Annotated in this window: 14 protein-coding genes; 5 read left to right on the top strand and 9 right to left on the bottom strand. The window is 71.0% G+C overall.

Features of this window, described 5'->3' with window-relative positions:
- Positions 1-79 precede the first annotated feature (79 nt).
- Entirely contained in the window at positions 80-2,680 is a 2,601-nt protein-coding gene (gene pepN / locus STRNI_RS27605; RefSeq protein WP_277412221.1) for an aminopeptidase N, read from the bottom strand.
- Positions 2,681-2,876: 196 nt separating this feature from the next.
- Here pepN (STRNI_RS27605) and STRNI_RS27610 point away from each other — a divergent pair, with 196 nt between their 5' ends.
- On the top strand, positions 2,877-3,398 hold the full coding sequence (locus STRNI_RS27610; RefSeq protein ID WP_159488253.1) for a DUF1203 domain-containing protein: 522 nt from the start codon (positions 2,877-2,879) through the stop codon (positions 3,396-3,398).
- A 67-nt stretch (positions 3,399-3,465) separates the two neighbouring features.
- On the opposite strand, the gene STRNI_RS27615 is transcribed toward STRNI_RS27610, so the two are convergent.
- Entirely contained in the window at positions 3,466-4,497 is a 1,032-nt protein-coding gene (locus tag STRNI_RS27615) for an aspartate-semialdehyde dehydrogenase (protein ID WP_018088287.1), read from the bottom strand.
- A 139-nt stretch (positions 4,498-4,636) separates the two neighbouring features.
- Positions 4,637-5,239 carry a TetR/AcrR family transcriptional regulator gene (locus STRNI_RS27620; RefSeq protein ID WP_277412222.1) on the bottom strand — a complete coding sequence of 201 codons (603 nt, stop codon included), beginning with the start codon at positions 5,237-5,239 and terminating at the stop codon, positions 4,637-4,639.
- A 144-nt stretch (positions 5,240-5,383) separates the two neighbouring features.
- Here STRNI_RS27620 and STRNI_RS27625 point away from each other — a divergent pair, with 144 nt between their 5' ends.
- Together STRNI_RS27625 and STRNI_RS27630 are read left to right on the top strand one after the other, a co-directional pair.
- Positions 5,384-5,635, top strand: a complete 252-nt coding sequence (locus STRNI_RS27625) for a hypothetical protein (RefSeq protein ID WP_018088285.1) — start codon at positions 5,384-5,386, stop codon at positions 5,633-5,635.
- A gap of 263 nt (positions 5,636-5,898) precedes the next feature.
- Positions 5,899-7,641 carry a TIGR03767 family metallophosphoesterase gene (locus tag STRNI_RS27630; RefSeq protein ID WP_277412223.1) on the top strand — a complete coding sequence of 581 codons (1,743 nt, stop codon included), beginning with the start codon at positions 5,899-5,901 and terminating at the stop codon, positions 7,639-7,641.
- A gap of 16 nt (positions 7,642-7,657) precedes the next feature.
- On the opposite strand, the gene STRNI_RS27635 is transcribed toward STRNI_RS27630, so the two are convergent.
- Both STRNI_RS27635 and pepN (STRNI_RS27640) read right to left on the bottom strand, forming a co-directional pair.
- Entirely contained in the window at positions 7,658-8,680 is a 1,023-nt protein-coding gene (locus STRNI_RS27635; RefSeq protein WP_018088283.1) for a hypothetical protein, read from the bottom strand.
- Positions 8,681-8,804: 124 nt separating this feature from the next.
- The gene (gene pepN, locus STRNI_RS27640; RefSeq protein WP_277412224.1) at positions 8,805-11,393 is read right to left on the bottom strand and encodes an aminopeptidase N; all 2,589 of its coding nucleotides are present in this window, start codon (positions 11,391-11,393) and stop codon (positions 8,805-8,807) included.
- 124 nt (positions 11,394-11,517) lie between these two features.
- Between pepN (STRNI_RS27640) and STRNI_RS27645 the strand changes: the two genes are divergently transcribed.
- Positions 11,518-12,153 (top strand): mycothiol-dependent nitroreductase Rv2466c family protein, encoded by a 636-nt coding sequence (locus STRNI_RS27645; RefSeq protein WP_018088281.1) that lies wholly within the window; start codon positions 11,518-11,520, stop codon positions 12,151-12,153.
- 179 nt (positions 12,154-12,332) lie between these two features.
- Here the strand turns inward: STRNI_RS27645 and STRNI_RS27650 are convergent, their stop codons facing one another.
- The 3 genes from STRNI_RS27650 to STRNI_RS27660 all read right to left on the bottom strand — a co-directional run bounded on the left by STRNI_RS27650 (position 12,333) and on the right by STRNI_RS27660 (position 16,296).
- The gene (locus STRNI_RS27650; protein WP_018088280.1) at positions 12,333-12,974 is read right to left on the bottom strand and encodes a superoxide dismutase; all 642 of its coding nucleotides are present in this window, start codon (positions 12,972-12,974) and stop codon (positions 12,333-12,335) included.
- A gap of 174 nt (positions 12,975-13,148) precedes the next feature.
- Positions 13,149-14,591, bottom strand: a complete 1,443-nt coding sequence (locus STRNI_RS27655; protein ID WP_277412225.1) for an amino acid permease — start codon at positions 14,589-14,591, stop codon at positions 13,149-13,151.
- A gap of 295 nt (positions 14,592-14,886) precedes the next feature.
- The gene (locus STRNI_RS27660; protein ID WP_277412226.1) at positions 14,887-16,296 is read right to left on the bottom strand and encodes an amino acid permease; all 1,410 of its coding nucleotides are present in this window, start codon (positions 16,294-16,296) and stop codon (positions 14,887-14,889) included.
- Positions 16,297-16,627: 331 nt separating this feature from the next.
- Here STRNI_RS27660 and STRNI_RS27665 point away from each other — a divergent pair, with 331 nt between their 5' ends.
- Positions 16,628-17,221: a biotin transporter BioY gene (locus tag STRNI_RS27665; RefSeq protein ID WP_018088277.1), complete on the top strand. Its 594-nt coding sequence runs from the start codon at positions 16,628-16,630 to the stop codon at positions 17,219-17,221.
- A 175-nt stretch (positions 17,222-17,396) separates the two neighbouring features.
- Here the strand turns inward: STRNI_RS27665 and STRNI_RS27670 are convergent, their stop codons facing one another.
- Positions 17,397-18,851, bottom strand: a complete 1,455-nt coding sequence (locus STRNI_RS27670) for an amino acid permease (protein ID WP_266442162.1) — start codon at positions 18,849-18,851, stop codon at positions 17,397-17,399.
- Between the last annotated feature and the right edge of the window lie 156 nt (positions 18,852-19,007).

A 19,007-nucleotide genomic window follows, 5' to 3' on the forward strand; every position in this document is an offset into this window, starting at 1 on the left:
GGCCCGCCCGGCGGACGGAGCGCACCGGGCGCCCGTCCGCCGGGCGGCACCACCCCGGCAGTGCCGGGAGGCGGACCGGTCAGGCCGCCGCGTCGGCCCGCTGCGCCTTCAGCGCCCGCTCGATCCCCGCCCGCGACTCGGTCATCAGCCGGCGCAGCGCCGGGCTCGGGTCGGCCGAGGCCAGCCAGGCGTCCGTGGTGTCCAGGGTCTCCTGCGAGACCTGCAGCGCCGGGTAGAGACCCACCACGATCTGCTGCGCCATCTCATGGCTGCGGGAGTTCCAGATGTCCTTCACCGCGGCGAAGTACTTCGCGGTGTACGGCGCCAGCAGCTCCCGCTGGTCCGGCTGGACGAAGCCGCCGATGACGGCCTCCTGCAGGGAGTTGGGGAGCTTGTCCGACTCCACGACCGAGGCCCAGGCCTCGGCCTTCGCCTCCGCCGTGGGACGCGCCGCGCGCGCGGTCGCGGCGTGCCGCTCGCCCGCGGAGGTCTTGTCCCGGTCCAGCTCCGCCGCGATGGCCTTCTCGTCCGCCCGGCCGGTGGCCGCCAGCCGCTGCAGCAGCGCCCAGCGCAGCTCGGTGTCCACGGCCAGCCCGGAGATCTCCTCCGTACCGTCCAGCAGGCCCTGCAGCAGGTCCAGTTGCGCGTCCGTACGGGCCGAGGCGGCGAACGCGCGGGCCCACGCCAGCTGGTGGTCGCTGCCCGGCTCGGCCGCCCGCAGCTGCTCCAGGGCCGCCGCGGTCCACGTCGCCAGACCCGTCTCGCGCCACTCCGGAGCCGCGTACAGGTCCAGCGCCAGCTTCACCTGGCGGTGCAGCGACTGGACGACGCCGATGTCCGACTCCTTGCCGATGCCCGACAGCACCAGCGACAGATAGTCACGGGCGGGGAGTTCGGCGTCCCGCGTCATGTCCCAGGCCGACGCCCACGACAGGGCGCGCGGCAGCGACTCGGTGAAGTCGCCGAGGTGCTCGGTGACGGCCTTCAGCGACTCCTCGTCCAGCCGGACCTTGGCGTACGACAGATCGTCGTCGTTGAGGAGGATGACGGCCGGCCGCGCCTTGCCCACCAGCTGGGGCACGGCGGTCAGTTCACCGTCCACGTCCAGCTCGATGCGCTCGGTCCGCACCAGCTTGCCGTCCCGCAGCTCGTAGGCGCCGACCGCGATCCGGTGCGGCCGCAGCACCGGCTCGCCCTTGGCGCCGGCCGGGAGCGCCGGAGCCTCCTGCTTCACCGCGAAGGAGGTGATGACGCCGGCGCCGTCCACCTCGATCTCCGGCCGCAGGATGTTGATCCCGGCGGTCTCCAGCCACTTCTTCGACCAGGTCTTCAGGTCACGGCCGGAGGTCTCCTCCAGCGCGCCGAGCAGATCCGAGAGCCGGGTGTTGCCGTAGGCGTGCGCCTTGAAATAGGCCTGCACGCCCTGGAAGAACTCGTCCATGCCGACATAGGCGACCAGCTGCTTGAGGACGCTGGCGCCCTTGGCGTAGGTGATGCCGTCGAAGTTGACCAGCACATCGTCGAGGTCATTGATCTCGGCCATGATCGGGTGCGTGGACGGCAGCTGGTCCTGCCGGTAGGCCCAGGTCTTCATGGAGTTGGCGAACGTCGTCCACGAGTGCGGCCACTTCGAGCCCGGGGCGTAGGCCTGGCAGGCGATCGAGGTGTAGGTGGCGAACGACTCATTCAGCCACAGGTCGTTCCACCACTCCATGGTGACCAGGTCGCCGAACCACATGTGCGCCAGCTCGTGCAGGATCGTCTCCGCGCGCACCTCGTACGCCGCGTCCGTCACCTTGGACCGGAAGACGTACTGGTCGCGGATGGTCACCGCGCCCGCGTTCTCCATCGCGCCGGCGTTGAACTCCGGCACGAAGAGCTGGTCGTACTTCGCGAACGGGTAGTCGTAGTCGAACTTCTCCTGGAACCACTCGAAGCCCTGCCGGGTGACCGCGAAGATCTCGTCGGCGTCCAGGTGCTCGGCCAGCGACGGCCGGCAGTAGATGCCCAGCGGCACCGTCCGCCCGTCCTTCTCGTACGAGCTGTGCACGCTGTGGTACGGGCCGACGATCAGCGCGGTGATGTAGGTCGAGATCCGCGGGGTCGGCTCGAAGCGCCAGACGTTGTCGCTCGGCTCCGGCGTCGGCGAATTGGAGATCACCGTCCAGCCCTCCGGGGCCTTCACGGTGAACTGGAAGGTCGCCTTCAGATCCGGCTGCTCGAAGGAAGCGAACACCCGACGGGCGTCCGGCACCTCGAACTGTGTGTACAGATAGGCCTGTTGGTCGACCGGGTCGACGAAGCGGTGCAGCCCCTCACCGGTGTTGGTGTAGGCGCAGTCCGCCACGACCGTCAGATCGTTGCGGCCGGCCCGCAGCCCCGTCAGCGCGATCCGCGAGTCCTTGAACACCTCGCCCGGATCCAGCGCCTCGCCGTTGAGCACCACTTCGCGCACGGCCGGCGCCACCAGATCGATGAAGGAGTCCGCGCCCGCCTCGGCGACGTCGAACCGCACCGTCGTCACGGACCGGTACGTGCCTCCTGTGCTCCCGTCCTCGGCCGACCCGGGGGCGCCCCCCTCCTGCGCGGCGGAGAGGTCGAGATCGATCTCATACGCGTCCACGGTCAGCAGGCGCGCCCGCTCCTGCGCCTCGTCGCGGGTCAGATTTGTGCCAGGCACCCGGCCATCTCCTTCGCATGCGTCATCACATCGGACTCTTCGGCCATCCTTCCACGTGGTCCGGCCTCCGCGGGGTGGTGATCGAAGGAGTGGAGAGCACCCGCGCCGGGCCGGCTTCCGGCACTCCGGAGCGCGCGCCGATCACGGCGTCCGATTCCCGCCAGCGCGCGCGGCCCGCGCGCACGAGGCTGGGCCCATGACGACCTACACCGCACTTCCTCTCCCGGCGACCGCCCACAAGGAGCTCTGCGCAACCGACGACGCCGGGCGGCCCGCCGCGCCGTTCACCGCCCGCGAGGACGGGGTGCCGCTGGACGCCGTCGGCAGTCCGCTGCGCTGCTGTCTGCGCGACGTCCGCGCCGGCGAGCGGGTCGCGCTGGTCTCGTACGCGCCGCTGCGCCGCTGGGCGGACGCGACCGGGGCGCAGCCCGGGGCCTACGACGAGCAGGGCCCGGTGTTCGTCCACGCCGAGCCGTGCGGCGGCCCGGACGCCGCGGCCGGCCGCTATCCGGCCGTGCGGGCGGGCGCCCTGCGGGTGCTGCGCCGCTACAACGCCCGGGGCGAGATCGTCGGCGGCCGGCTCCTGGAGGTCCCGGGGGACGCCCCGGCGGCGTTCGACGCGGCCCTCGGGGAGGCGTTCGCGGACCCGGAGGTGGCGCTGGTGCACGTCCGGGCCGTGGAGTACGGCTGCTTCCACTTCGAGGTCCGGCGGCCCTGACCGTGAAAACGGCGGGTGCCCGTACGGAGACTCCGTACGGGCACCCGCCGTTTTGCGCCGGGGGCGGTCAGCCGCGCAGCTCCGCGGCGACCAGCTCCGCGATCTGGACGGCGTTCAGCGCCGCGCCCTTGCGGAGGTTGTCGTTGGAGACGAACAGCGCCAGGCCGTTCTCGGCGGTCTCGTCCTCACGGATGCGGCCCACGAAGGACGCGTCCTGGCCGGCGGCCTGGAGCGGGGTGGGCACGTCGGAGAGGGTGACGCCGGGGGCGCCGGCCAGCAGCTCCTGGGCCCGGGCGGGGCTGAGCGGACGCGCGAAGCGGGCGTTGACCTGCAGCGAGTGACCGGTGAAGACCGGGACGCGGACACAGGTGCCGGACACCTTCAGGTCCGGGATCTCCAGGATCTTGCGGCTCTCGTGGCGGAGCTTCTGCTCCTCGTCGGTCTCGTTCAGCCCGTCGTCGACGATCGAGCCGGCCATCGGCAGCACATTGAAGGCGATCGGGGCGACGTACTTGTCGGGCTCCGGGAACTCCACCGCGCCACCGTCGTGCGTCAGCTTGGTGGCGTCCTGCTCGATGACCTTGCGGACCTGGCCCTCCAGCTCCTCCACACCGGCCAGACCGCTGCCGGAGACCGCCTGGTAGGTGGCGACGACCAGCGAGACCAGACCGGCCTCGTCGTGCAGCGGACGCAGCACCGGCATGGCGGCCATGGTCGTGCAGTTCGGGTTGGCGATGATGCCCTTGGGCCGGTCCGTGATGGCCTGCGGGTTGACCTCGGAGACGACCAGCGGGACCTGGGGGTCACGGCGCCAGGCCGAGGAGTTGTCGATCACGACCGGTCCGGCGTCGGCGACCTTCTCCGCCAGCGCCTTGGACGTGGCGCCGCCGGCCGAGAAGATCACGATGTCCAGCGCCGAGTAGTCGGCGGTGGCCGCGTCCTCGACGGTGATCTCGGTGTCCTGCCACGGAAGGGTGCGTCCGGCGGACCGGGCCGAAGCGAACAGCCGCAGCTGCTCGACCGGGAAGTTCCGCTCGGCGAGGATGCCCCGCACCACGCCGCCGACCTGTCCGGTGGCTCCGACGATTCCGATCCTCATGGGACTCCTTCTTTCTGGCCTGACATGGGTGTCTGCTCGGAACACCTGCTCAGTAGTGCCTCCATCATGTGTGTGATACCCGTCGCGTTGTCCAATCCGTTCCATTCCGTGGAGCGTGGACGGCGCCGGAATCCACCTTTCAAGGATGCGGCACCGGGGGCGGAAGCAGCGCCTCCAGCGCGCGGTCGAGGGCGCACAGCAGCGCTTCCCGGTCGTCGGGCGCGTACAGCAGCCGCAGCGCCAGCCCGTCGGACAGCGCGAGTACGGCATCCGCGAGGGCCAGGCAGTCGGCGGCCGGATCCGGGCCGCGGCCGTGCCCGGCGGACGCCAGCCAGCCGCCGAGGGCCTCCCGGACCCCCTGGTCGACCTGCCGGCGGATCGCGCCGAGCCCGGGATGGTGGGCCGCGCGGGTGGCGAAGGCCAGCTGGGCCGCGGCCTCGGCCCGGCGTTCGGCGTCCACGGGGAGGGTGGCGAGGACGAGTGCCCGCAGCGCCTCACGCGGTGGCAGACCGCGCTCGACGGCGGCCATCCGCTCCTCGACGCGTTCACCGGCCAGCTCGGCGGCGAAGGCCAGCAGCTCGTCCTTGGTGCGGAAGTACTTCTGTACGGCACCCGGTGAGCGGCCGGCCGCGGCGGCCACGGTGCGCACGCTGACCTCGTCCAGGCCCTGCTCCGCGGCGAGGCGCAGAACCGCCGCACCGATCTGCCGGCGCTGCTGCGCACGGTCCACGGTTCTGGGCACGGTGTGCTCCTCCTCACTCCCGCCGTCGGGCGGTCTCCGCCGGCGCGTCCCCGTCAGGATACGGGTGTATTCTTTTTGAGATACGGTCGTATTCTCAAAATGGAGTGCGGCTTCAAAGGCGTGCTGACGCGAAGGGGGACAGGGATGGCGGAGCGACGTGATCCTGCCGAGCGGATCTCGGACCGGGAGCGGGACCGCAGGGACCTGCGGGCATGGATCGAGGAATGGCGCTACTGGCTCGGCGGCGCCGTGATCATGTCGGCGGTCTGGGGTGTGCACTGCTTCCACAAGGGTGAGCTGGAGTTCTACTGGCCGCTGCTGCCGCTGGGCGTCTGGGCCGCCGTGCTGGTCGCCCTCGCCGTGTGGCCGCGCGGCGGGGAGGCCGGTGGCGCATAGCGGGCCGGGCGGGGGCGGAGTGCGGCTGACCGGACGGCCGTGCCGCCCCCGCTGCCCCGCCGGGTGAACGGCCGGTGACCGGCGTCCGCCGACGGCAACAGGGGCCGGTGACCGGCCGATGACACGGAGATCCCTGTGCGGTGATGGGTTCTCCGCGTTGCGGTGGCGTTCACGTCCAGGTCACCCCCGCTGCCAACCATCCAAGGTGACAGGGCAGTTGTGCTGCCCGGCCGCCTTTGCGTTCGCACCCGGGGAGCCCGCGTATGTCCCGTATACGGTCCGCCGCCGCCACTCTCGACCGCCGTACGTTCCTCGCCGCCACCGGAGCCGTCGGCGCCGCCACCGGACTCGGGCTCGCCTTCGGCCCCGACCGGACGGCGCAGGCCGCCACCGTCAGCCCCGGCCCGGCCCCGGCGGCGCCCGTACCGGTCGAGGCCCCCGCCGTCCCCCGCGTCCCCTACACCCGGGGCACCACCCTCGGCGGTGTGTCCGCCCCGCGCGGCAGCGGCGGCTTCCGCCGGCTCGGCGACGGCCCCGCCTGGGACCGGGTGGTACGCACCGAGCTGGGCACCGCACACGGCGGACGGGACGGGCGGCGTACCGCGCTGGCCTCGTTCGTGCAGTTCACCGATCTGCACCTGGTCGACGTGCAGAGCCCGCTGCGCTACGAGTACCTGCGCGCCGAGACCGCCAGCGCCTGGCGGCCGCAGGAGGCGCTGTCCGTGGCCGGGGTCGTCTCGCTGATCGAGCGGGTCAACGCGCTGCCCGGCGGGCCCGCCACCGGTGCCCCGCTGTCCTTCGTGATGACCACCGGCGACAACACCGACAACAACTCCAAGCTGGAGCTGGAGTGGTACCTGACCGCGATGAGCGGCGGCCGGATCACCCCGAATTCCGGCGACCCGCGCCGCTACGAAGGCGTCCAGGACAGCGGGCTGAAGCTGTACTGGCAGCCGGACAGCGCGGTGCGCGACGCCGACAAGGCGCTGGGCTTCCCCCGGCTGGACGGGTTCCTGGACGCGGCGATCCGGACCGTCCACAGCCCCGGCCTGCGGATGCCCTGGTACTCGACGGTCGGCAACCACGACTCGCTGCCCGGCGGCTGCTATGCGCCCGGTGACCCGTTCTGGACCGAGGTCGCCACCGGCGAGCACAAGCTGGAGACGCTGCCCTCCGCCGAGGCCGCGAAGGTGTGGCAGGCGGTCAAGGACGGCCTCGACCCCAAGGGGGAGGACTTCAAGCGGCTGCTGAAGTCGCACGCCAAGCAGTCCAGGAGGGTCACCCCCGACGAGCGGCGCGCCCCCTTCACCCGGGCCGAGTATCTGCGCGCCCACCTGGACCCGGCGCACACCGGCCCCGGCCCGCACGGCCACGGCTACACCGCCGCGCACCTCGACGGGACCCGCCTCTACTACAGCTTCCGGATCTCCGACGACGTCCTCGGCATCAGCCTGGACACCACCGACCCCGGCGGCCACTACACCGGCTCGGTCGGCGACGCCCAACTGCGCTGGCTGGAGCGGACCCTGAAGGAGAACGAGAAGGGCGAGAAGGCCCATGTGCTGGTCTTCAGCCACCACACCAGCAAGACGATGAACAACACCCGCCCCGACCCGGCCCGGCCGCACGAGAAGCGGCACGGCGGCCCGGAGCTGGTCGAGGTGCTGGCCGCGCACCCCGCGGTCGTCGGCTGGATCAACGGCCACAGTCACAAGAACGAGATCATGGCGCACGGCGGCTTCTGGGAGATCTCCACCGCCTCGCACATCGACTTCCCGCAACTGGCCCGGGTCATCGAGCTGGTGGACAACCACGACGGCACGCTGTCGCTGTTCACCACCCTGGTCGAGTCGGCCGCCCCGCACCGCACGGACTTCACCGACCTCTCGCAGACCGGGCTGGCCGCCCTCTACCGCGAGCTGTCCTTCAACGCGCCCCAGTCCCGTACGGACCTCGCGGGCACGGCCCGGGACCGCAACGTCGAGCTGCTGCTCAAGCGGCGCTGACCGGCCCGGGGCCGCACTACCGCGGCAGGACCACCACATACGCACCCGGCTCCCGGTCCCCGGCGGCCATCAGGGCCGTACGGACCACCGCGGCCTGCTGCTCGGGGGACTGGCGCAGGGTGCGGGGCAGACAGCGGACGACGGTGATGCCCAGGCGCTCCAGATGCTCGCGCTTGTGGAAGAACGGCGAGTGCAGCGGGTCCTCCTCGGCGCGCGGTGCCCGGGTGTCGATCTCCAGGGCCACCGAGTGCTCCGGCCAGAAGGCGTCCACACCGCCCAGGTGCGGCCCGCCCGGCAGCCGCAGATCGACGTTCCACAGCGGGTCCGGCAGCCCGTGCTCCCGCACCATGGCGTACAACTGCTGCTCCGCCAGCGCCCGGCCCTCGGCCAGCAGGGTGTCCACCGCGTCCACCACGTGCGGCCGGGTCAGCAGCCGGGCCCGGCTCAGCTCCCGTACCACCGCACTCGCCTCGCAGTGGCCGCCGCGGACCGCCTCGGTCAGCAGCCGGCGCACCGCCGAGGCGTCGGTGAGCGTGCCGATCGCGTCCGCCAGCGCACGCGGCACCGGCGCGGCCGGCACCCCTGTGACGTCCTGCGGGACGGGCAGTTCCACCGCCCGCAGGATCCGCGCGAAGCCGGTGGAGCGCAGCCGCCGGGTGCGGGAGACCAGCACCTCGATGCGGTCCAGGGCGAGCAGCGGGGGCGCCTCGGTGAAGCCGTGCAGGGCGAGCGCCGCCAGGCCCGTGATCATCGCCTCCGGGGCGTCCCCCGACGGACTGCCCTGCCGGGGGACGGTCGGCCCCCGGTGACTGGCGTACAGCAGGACCGCATGCAGCCGCTCCTCGCTGGTGGGCGGCCCCGCATGGAGCAGGTAGATGCCCGGGAGCACTTGTTGCCAGCTGCCGCCGGGGCGGCAGCGTTCGGTGGTCTCCGCCGCCGCGATGCCGTGCTCGCGCAGCTGACGGGTGGTCATCACCCGGCACCGGGAGGCGGTCAGGTGCTGGAGGGGGAGGGGGGAGAGCGGGGTGTCGTGGTTCATGCCGGGTCGATTCCCGCCCCCGCTCCGCCCCCTAACCGCTGTTACACGCCCGTACCACAAACCGGACAACCCTGTACTAAAGTACGGGCGTTCGACTGCCGAAAAAGGCTGGTCGTCACGGGGGTTACGGCCGTGCCCCGGCCGCCTCGTCACAAGCCTGTGCCCGCAGCGCACGGGCCAGATCGTCCCGCTCCTCCAGCACCATCCGGCGCAGCGCCGGGGCCGCCTGGCCGTGCCCGTCCAGCCAGCGGTCCGCGGCGTCCAGCGTGGCCTGCTCCACCTGCCAGGACGGGAACAGCCCGCGCACCACATCCATCGCGATCTCGATGGACCGCTCCCGCCACACCCGCTCGATCTCCGCGAAGTAGCGCGGGGCGTACGGGGCCAGCAGCTCCCGCTGCCCGGGCTGCGCGAACCCGGCGATCGTCGCCTCCACCAGCGCATTGGAGAGCGCATCGGACTCCACGACGTCCGCCCACGCCTGCGCCTTCACCCCGGCCGAGGGGCGGGCGGCCAGACAGCGCACCTGGTGGCGCTTGCCGGACGCGGTGTCGTCACGGGCCAGCTCGGCGGCGAGCACCGCCTCGTCCGCGACACCGTGGGCGGCCAGCGGCTCCAGCAGGGTCCAGCGCAGCTCCTGGTCCACGTCCAGGCCGTCGATCTTCGCCGTACCGTCCAGCAGGCCCTTGAGCAGCTGGAGATCGGCGGGCGTGGTGGCGAGGGCGGCGAAGTGCCGGGCCCAGGTGAGCTGATGGCCGCTGCCGGGCGCGGCCAGCCGCAGCTCGTGCAGCGCGCCCTCGGCCAGGTCCCGCGCCGCGGGCTCCCGGCGGTCCGGCGCGGAGTAGTACTCCAGCGCCGTCTGCGCCTGCCCGTGCAGCGACTGCAGCACACCGATGTCGGTCTCCTGGCCCGCGAACCGCCGCACCAGGCCGAGGTAGTCGCGGGCCGGCATCAGCCCGTCCCGGGTCAGACCCCACAGCGCGGCCCAGCACAGCGCCCGCGCCATCGGGTCGGCCAGATCGCCGAGCCGGGCCCGCAGGGTGGCCAGCGACCCCTCGTCGAAACGGACCTTGCAGTACGTCAGATCGTCGTCGTTGACCAGGACCAGCTCGGGCCGCTCGGCACCGGCCAGCTCCGGGACGACCGTCCGCGGCCCGGAGACATCCACCTCCGCACGGGCGTAGCGCACCAGCGCCGGGTCCGCGCCCTGGCGCCGGTAGAGGCCCACCGCGACCCGGTGCGGCCGCAGCTCGGGCTGCTCGGGTGCCGCCTCCTGGAGGATGCTCAGCTCGGTGATCCGGTCCTTGGCGTCATAGGTCACCTGCGGGGTCAGGGAGTTGACGCCCGCGGTCTCCAGCCAGGCACGCGACCAGCTCGCCAGGTCCCGGCCGGACGTCTCCTCCAGCACCGTCAGCAGGTCCGTCAGCCGGGTGTTGCCGTAGGCGTGCCGCTTGAAGTAGCGCCGGGCGCCCTCCAGGAACGCCTCCTGCCCCACATACGCCACCAGCTGCTTGAGGACCGCGGCGCCCTTGGCGTAGGTGATGCCGTCGAAGTTGAGCTTGGCGTCCTCCAGGTCACGGATGTCGGCGGTGACCGGGTGGGTGGAGGGCAGCTGGTCGGCGCGGTAGGCCCAGGACTTGCGGCGGTTGGCGAAGGTGATCCAGCCGTCCCGGAAGCGGGTCGCCTCCACCAGCGCGAAGGCCCCCATGAAGTCCGCGTAGGACTCCTTGAGCCACAGGTCGTCCCACCACTGCATGGTGACCAGATCGCCGAACCACATGTGCGCCATCTCGTGCAGGATGACGTTGGCCCGGCGCTCGTAGGACGCCTCGGTCACCTTCCCGCGGAAGATGAACTCCTCGCGGAAGGTGACACAGCCGGGGTTCTCCATCGCCCCGAGGTTGTACTCCGGGACGAAGGCGGTGTCGTACTTCCCGAACGGGTACGGGAAGTCGAAGTGGTCGTGGAAGAAGTCCAGGCCCTGCTTGGTGACGGTGAAGACGTCGTCCGCGTCGAAGTGCTTCGCCAGCCCCTTGCGGCACAGCGCGCCCAGCGGGATCTCCAGCTCCGTCCCGTCCTCGAAGGTGCGCCGGTAGGTGTCGGAGACGAAGTGGTACGGGCCGGCGACCACGGCCGTGATGTACGTCGAGATCGGCTTCGTCGTCGCGAAACGGTGCCGGCCGCCCTCGGCCCCGCCCTCCTGTGCGCCGTTGCTGACCACCAGCCAGCCCTCGGGGGCGGTCACCTCGAAGGTGAACGGGGCCTTCAGATCGGGCTGTTCGAAGTTCGCGAAGACCCGGCGGGAGTCGGCCGGTTCGTACTGCGTGTAGAGGTAGACCTCGCCGTCCTCGGGGTCCACGAAGCGGTGCAGGCCCTCACCGGTCCGGCTGTAGGCGCACTGCGCGTCGACGACGAGGGTGTTCTCGGCGGCCAGCCCGTCCAGCGTGATCCGGGTGCCGTCGAACACCGCCCCGGGGTCCAGCTCCCGGCCGTTGAGGGTGACCGAGGTGACCGACGGTGCCAGCAGGTCCACGAAGGTCGAGGCGCCGGGCTCGGCGCAGCGGAAGCGGAGGGTGGTCAGGGAGCGGAAGGTCTCGGCCGACGCGTCACGGGCGACCGCTGAGCGGACGTCCAGCGCCACGTCGTAGGCGTCGACGCTCAGCAGCCGGCCCCGCTCACGTGCTTCGTCCCGGGAAAGATTCTCACCTGGCACGCCGTGACTCCCTCGTCCTCGTCTCGAATATCGAACACGGGGAATCATGGCACGCCCACCGGCGGTTGAACCTTCCAGGAACTGCACCGTTGACCTACGCGCACAGCCGTGAAGAGGAGACCCCGTGTCCGAGACCGCGAAGACCCCCGCAGACTTCTGGTTCGACCCGCTGTGCCCCTGGGCCTGGATGACCTCCCGCTGGATGCTGGAGGTGGAGAAGGTCCGCCCGGTCGAGGTGCGCTGGCATGTGATGAGCCTGGCGGTGCTGAACGAGGACCGGCTCGACGAGCTGCCCGAGGAGTACCGCGAACTGCTCAAGACCGCCTGGGGCCCGGTGCGGGTGTGCATCGCCGCCGAGCAGCAGCACGGCAGCGAGGTGCTCGGCCCGCTCTACACCGCGCTCGGCACCCGCTTCCACAACCGCGGTCTGGAGCGCACCCGCGAGACGATCGTGGACGCCCTCGCGGAGGCCGGCCTGCCCGCCGAGCTGGCCGACGCCGCGGACTCCGACGCCTACGACGCGGAGCTGCGCGCCTCCCACAAGGAAGGCATCGACCTGGTCGGCCAGGAGGTCGGCACTCCCGTCATCGCCGTCCCGGGTCACGACGGCGACCAGATCGCCTTCTTCGGCCCGGTCGTCACCCCGGCCCCCAAGGGCGAGGAGGCCGCCAAGCTGTGGGACGGCACGCTGATGGTCGCGTCCATCCCGGGCTTCTACGAGATCAAGCGGACCCGGACGCAGGGCCCGATTTTCGACTGAGACCCGGGCTGTGGGCAGTCGTTCCGCTGGGCGGAACGGGTGGGCACAGACCGACCACCGGCCCGTGGACGAACACGGGCGAGGCCCCACGAGTCACGTCCTCGTGGGGCCTCGCCGTTCTTCCGCCCGCCAAGCGAAAGGTGAGAAGACGATCACGAGGCGGGACGTCTGTAACGCTGTTACGGAGCCAGCAGCAGGTTGTTCGCCCGCTCCTGAGCGGAGCGGTACCGCTTGGCGACGTCCTGCCAGTTCACGACCTGCCACATGGCCTCGATGAAGTCCACCTTCTGGTTCTTGTACTGCAGGTAGAAGGCGTGCTCCCAGGCGTCGAAGACCAGGATCGGGACCGAGCCCTGGCCGACGTTGCCCTGGTGGTCGTAGATCTGCTCGACGATCAGCCGGCCGGTGACCGGCTCGTAGGCGAGGACGCCCCAGCCGGAGCCCTGGGTGGTGGCGGAGGCCTTGGTCAGCTGGGCCTTGAACTTCGCGAACGAGCCGAAGGACTCGGCGATCGCGTCGGCCAGCTCGCCCACACCGTCCTTCTCCAGCGGCTCGCCGCCGCCCTCACCGGTCATGTTGTGCCAGTAGATGCTGTGCAGGATGTGGCCGGAGAGGTGGAACGCGAGGTTCTTCTCCAGGCCGTTGATGCTGCCCCACTGGTCCTTGTCGCGCGCCTCAGCGAGCTGCTCCAGGGTGTCGTTCGCACCCTTCACATACGCCGCGTGGTGCTTGTCGTGGTGCAGCTCGATGATCTCGGGGCTGATGACCGGGGCCAGCGCCGCGTAGTCGTAGGGGAGTTCCGGAAGTGTGTAGGTCGCCATGCCGATCCCGCCTCCAAGCTGCTTACATGCAGTAGTTGCAAACAATGTGCAAGAGCACGCTATCAGCAGCAGTGATCACCGGCCGGTTGCGGTGACCGGCCTGGTCCCAAAGACGGAGGCGGGGCGGGACCTCGGAATGAGGTCCCGCCCCGCCTGATGGGGAGTGGGGGAGCGCTACTCCTCGGACAGGCCCGCGCCCCGGCCCAGCGCCCGCTGCCGGATCAGTCCGATCACCGTCAGCACCACCCCGAAGCCACCGGTGAACAGCAGCTGGATGCGCTGGTTCTCATCGCGCAGCATCAGCAGCAGCACGGCGGTGATACCCGCCAGCGCCACCCAGGTCAGCACCGGGAAGGCCCACATCTTCACCACGAGCTTCTCGGGTGCCTCGCGCTCCAGCATCCGGCGCATCCGCAGCTGGGCGACGGCGATGAAGCCCCACACCACCAGGACGGCCGCGCCGACCATGTTCAGCAGCCACTGGAAGAGCGTGTCGGGCCACAGGAAGCTCAGCACGACCGCGAAGAAGCCGAAGGCGGCGCACAGCAGGACGGCGCGGCGCGGGACGCCGCCGCTGACCTTGCCGAGGAAGGCCGGGCCCTGGCCGCGGGAGATGAGCGAGTACGCCATCCGTGAGGCGCCGTAGAGGTTGGCGTTCACCGCGGAGAGCAGGGCGACCAGGATGACGACGTTCATGACCTGGCCGGCCGCCGGGATCTCCAGGTAGTCCAGGACCGCCACGTACGGACCGCTCTTGGCGATGGAGGGGGCGCTCCAGGGGATGACCGTGACGATGACGGCCATCGAGCCGACGTAGAAGAGGGCGATCCGCCACATCGCGGTACGCACCGCGCGGGCGACGCCGCGGACCGGGTCCTTGGACTCGGCGGCCGCGATGGTCACCGTCTCCAGGCCGCCGTAGGCGAACACCGAGGCCAGCAGGCCGATCATCAGGCCGTCGACGCCCTTGGGGAGGAAGCCGCCGTCACCGGTGAGGTGCGTGGTGCCCGGAGCGGGGGTGCCGGGCAGCAGACCGAAGATGGCCAGCAGCCCCAGGACCAGGAAGATGGCGATCGCCGCGACCTTCAGGGCGGCGAACCAGAACTCGAACTCACCGAAGTTGCTGACCGCGGCCAGGTTGGTACCGGTGAAGATCACCATGAACAGCAGGACCCACATCCAGGGCTCGGAGCCCGGGAACCACTGGACCATGATGTCCGCGGCGCCCATCGCCTCGGCGGCCACCGCCACACACAGCAGCGCGGTGAACATCCAGCCGACCGTGAATCCGGCCCACGAGCCTATGGAGCGCTCGGCGTGCACGGAGAAGGAGCCGGAGGCCGGATTGGCCGCGGCCATCTCGCCGAGCATGCGCATGATCAGCATGACCAGGGCGCCGGACACGGCGTAGGCCAGCACGATCGAGGGGCCGGCCGCCGCGATGCCCTCGCGCGAGCCGACGAACAGGCCCGCGCCGATCACCCCGCCCAGGGCGATCATCGAGAGGTGGCGCTGCTTGAGGCCGTTGGACAGCGTGGATCCGCTGTCGGGGCCCGCGCCCTGAACCGCGTCGCTCTGCTCGCGCGCGGCGGCGGCGGACGAGGGTGTCCGATTCATGTCGTACCTGTCCCAGTAGGTGAGAGCGGAGCAAGGCGTTACTGCGTTCTCCCGGGGCCGCGACCGGCGCGACGGTGCTGCCGGGCCCCCTGGACCCCCGCCGGGGCAGCAGGTCGCGAAGGGCCTGCCGACGGCACAACTCCGGGTCCTCGGCAAAGCGGGCTCAGTTTGAGCGCCGGTGTCCGCTCAGGGCAACACTTGTGCAGCGAATGTTCGGTATTCAGACGTGATCGTCACTATGTGTGCCTGATTCCTCGTCGAATACGACGCGGTGTGACCTTCGACGCAGGGCGGATCAGCGCCGGGCGCGCCGCCCGCGGAGTTCGCGGAGGCCCGCGACGAGCAACACCGCGCCCGTCGCCCCGGCCGACCACAGCAGCTGCGGACGGGCCGTGTCGTCGGTCAGCATCAGCACCAGCACGCCGCCCATGGCCACCAGCGCCGCCCAGGTCAGATACGGGAACGCCCACATCCGCAGGGTCAGCTTCCCGGGTGTCTCGCGTTCGATGCGCGGACGCAGCCGCAGCTGGGAGACGGCGACCAGCCCCCACACGAACAACAGCACCGCGCCGACCGCGTTGAGCATGTACAGGAAGACCGAATCCGGCCATTTCAGATTCAGCAGCACGGAGACGAACCCGAAGGCCACCGACGCGAGCACGGCCCGGCGCGGCACCCCTCCGGAGACCTTCAGCAGCGCCCGCGGCGCCTCGCCGCGCTCGGCGAGTGAGAACACCATCCGCGACGAGCCGTAGAGGTTGGCGTTCAGCGCGGAGAGCAGCGCCACGAACACCACGATGTTCATGATCTGGCCGGCGCCCGGCACCCCGATGCTGTCCAGCACCGCGACGTAGGGGCTCTTGCCCGGCTGCATCGACGACCAGGGCAGCAGCGTCACGATCACCAGCATCGAGCCGACGTAGAAGAACAGGATCCGCCACACGGCGCTGCGCACCGCCCGGCCCACCGCACGCGCCGGATCGTCCGACTCGGCCGCGGCGATGGTGACGACCTCCAGGCCGCCGAACGCGAACACCACCGCGAGGACACCGGAGATCACCCCGGCCCAGCCGTGGGGAAGGAAGCCGCCGTGCCCGGTGAGGTTCGCCAGGCCGACCGGCTCGGTGTCCGGCAGCACCCCGAAGACCGCCAGCAGGCTCAGCGCGAGGAAGAGCACGATCGCGGTGACCTTCAGTGCCGCGAACCAGAACTCGAACTCGCCGAAGTTCTGCACCGCGGCCAGGTTGGCGACGGTGAACACGATCATGAAGATCAGCACCCAGCCCCACTGCGGCACCGCCGGCACCCAGCCGTTGGCGATCTGCGCCGCACCGGTGGCCTCCACGGCGAGCACCACGACCAGCAGGAACCAGTACAGCCAGCCCACACTGAACCCGGCCCAGCGGCCCAGCGCCCGCTCGGCGTGCACCGAGAACGCACCCGACGCCGGCATCGCCGCCGACATCTCGCCGAGCATCCGCATGACCAGCATCGCCAGCGCGCCCGCGATCAGATACGACAGCACGATCCCCGGGCCGGCCACCGCGATCCCCGCGCCGGAGCCCACGAACAGGCCCGCGCCGATCACCCCGCCCAGGCCCAGCATCGTCAGATGGCGCTGCTTGAGCCCCGCGGACAGCGGCTCTTTCTCACCGGTCCCCGCGCCGAGGGCGGGCTCACCGGCTTGGGTCGTTGTGTCGTGCATGGACTCGTACTCTCGCAAGGGCCGGGGCGGCGGGGGCCGCCGGCGGGTTTGGGGGAACTCCACAGCTCACCGCGGGGCGGACACAGTGTCGCCGCACCCCGCGCGCTACCACAAAACCGGCGCCGGAAGACGGCCCCGGCCGTGATGAGCATCACGTGACCTGCAAAGACGCCACGCACCCCGTCAGGGCCGGGCAAGGTGGCGGTTGTTCGGAACTCTCCAAGCGGGCCGGTACGGCTTTGTCGCCGCCACACGATGATCGCCGGCGGCCCCCTGGACTAACGTCATCGCGTCCCGTCCCATATCCGAAACTCACATCCGCGGAGTCCTGATGAGCACTGCAGCTCTCACCCGTCCTGGCACGGTCCTCGCCGATCTGCTGCCGGCCGCCACCGCCTCCCGCGCCCGCGTCCGTGACGCCGCGCTGGTGCTCGGTGGAGCCGCGCTCACCGGTATCGCGGCCCAGATCGCCGTCCCGGTCCCCGGCTCCCCGGTCCCGGTCACCGGCCAGACCTTCGCCGCCCTGCTGGTCGGCGCCTCGCTCGGGGCGGGCCGCGGTCTGCTGTCGCTGGCGCTGTACGCCCTGGCGGGGCTCGCGGGCATGCCGTGGTTCGCCGGCGGTGCCTCGGGCGCCGGCGGGGCCACCTTCGGCTACATCGTGGGCATGCTGCTGGCCGCCACCGCCGTGGGCGCGCTGGCCCGCCGCGGCGGCGACCGCGGGGTGCTGCGCACCGCCGCCACCATGGCCGCCGGCATGGCCCTGATCTACGCCGTCGGCGTCCCCTACCTGGCCCTGAGCACCGGGATGTCCCTCGGCGAGGCGGTCGCCGTCGGCATGGTCCCGTTCCTCATCGGCGACGCCCTCAAGGCCGCGCTGGCGATGGGCGCGCTGCCCACGGCCTGGAAGCTGGCCGGGCGCCGCTGATTTTGCGGCTCAACCTCCCCCAGCTACCGCTGGGAGGTGCCCCCAGCCGCTCTCGCGGAGGTGGTTGATCGCCGTGGGGGTTCCTCAATCGATGGTTGAGGTGCCCGATATGAAGAGGGCGGGGCCCGCACCAACTCGGTGCGGGCCCCGCCCTCTTGTCTTCCGCCGTACGGCGTTACACGCGCTCGGCCTCGACCGCGTCCCGCTCCCGCGGGCGGCGGCGGTCCAGGATCAGCCCGACCGCCAGCACCACCACGGCCGCGACGACCGAAAGGATCATCTGCTCGCGCCCGTCCGGGTCGTAGAACATGTAGCCGATGACGAAGACGATCAGCCCGATCGTCGCGTACGTCAGCCACGGGTACAGCCACATCCGCACCGTCAGCCGCTCCGGCGTCTCCCGCTCGATGATCCGGCGCATCCGCAGCTGCGAGAGACAGATGACCAGCCAGACGAACAGTGCCACCGCGCCCGACGAGTTCAGCAGGAACTGGAAGATGGTGTCCTTCGAGGTGTAGCTGAAGATCGTCGCGATGAAGCCGAAGGCGACCGACGCGTAGATCGCGACCGCCGGGACACCGCCCTTGTTGACGGTGGCGAACGACTTCGGCGCATCGCCGCGCTGACCGAGCGAGAACGCCATCCGGGAGGCGGTGTAGAGCCCGGAGTTCAGACAGGACAGCACCGCGGTCAGCACCACGACGTCCATCACGGTGCCCGCGTACGGGATCTCCAGCGACTTCAGCACGGCCACGTACGGGCTCTTCGCCACCGCCGGGTCGTCCCACGGCAGCAGCGTCACGATCACCGTGATCGAGCCGATGTAGAAGAGCGCGATCCGCCAGATGACGCTGTTGACGGCCTTGCGGACGGCCTGCACCGGGTTGGGCGACTCGCTCGCCGCCAGCGTGACGATCTCGCTGCCCATGAAGGAGAAGACCACCAGCAGCATGCCGGAGAGGATCGCGCCGGGACCGTTCGGCAGGAACCCGCCGTCCCCGGTCAGATGCGACACCCCGACCGGGTCACCGCCCGGCGGCAGCCCGAATATCGCCATCGCGCCGACCACGATGAAGATGACGATCGCCACGACCTTGATCCCGGCGAACCAGAACTCGAACTCGCCGAACGACCCGACCGAGACCAGATTCGTACCGGTCAGCACGATCATCACCAGCAGAGCCCAGGCCCACTGCGGGACGGCCGGGACCCACCCGGTGAGGATCGCGGCGGCCGCGGTCGCCTCGACGGCCAGCACGACCGACCAGAAGAACCAGTACAGCCAGCCGATCGTGAAACCGGCCCAGCGGCCCAGCGCCCGGTCCGCGTAGGCGGAGAACGACCCCGAGGTGGGAGAGGCCGCGGCCATCTCACCCAGCATCCGCATCACGAGCACGACCAGCAGGCCGGTCAGCGCGTACGAGAGCAGGATGCCCGGTCCGGCGGCCGCGATCCCGGCGCCGGAACCGACGAACAGGCCGGCGCCGATGACCCCGCCGATGGCGATCATCGACAGGTGGCGGTTCTTGAGTCCTGCCTGCAGTCCGTCCTGCGACTGCCCCCCGGTCACACCGCTGCCGGGGTCACCGGCAGTGGGGACCACTTTGGTGGTAGGCGGGTGCGCGCCCATGTGCACCGTCCTTCGTGGTTCTCGGATGGATCCCCCGCATTAGATCTTCGTTCACCGTGGATTGGAAGGTCTGCAGCCGGATTGTTGTGTGAAACCCTGGACGGTTACGCGATGCGCTTGCGTACAGAAGGCGGGGGGTAGCTTTCCGTGCAGGAG

This window comes from Streptomyces nigrescens, from assembly GCF_027626975.1.
In the GTDB taxonomy this organism is placed as follows: Bacteria; Actinomycetota; Actinomycetes; order Streptomycetales; family Streptomycetaceae; genus Streptomyces; species Streptomyces nigrescens.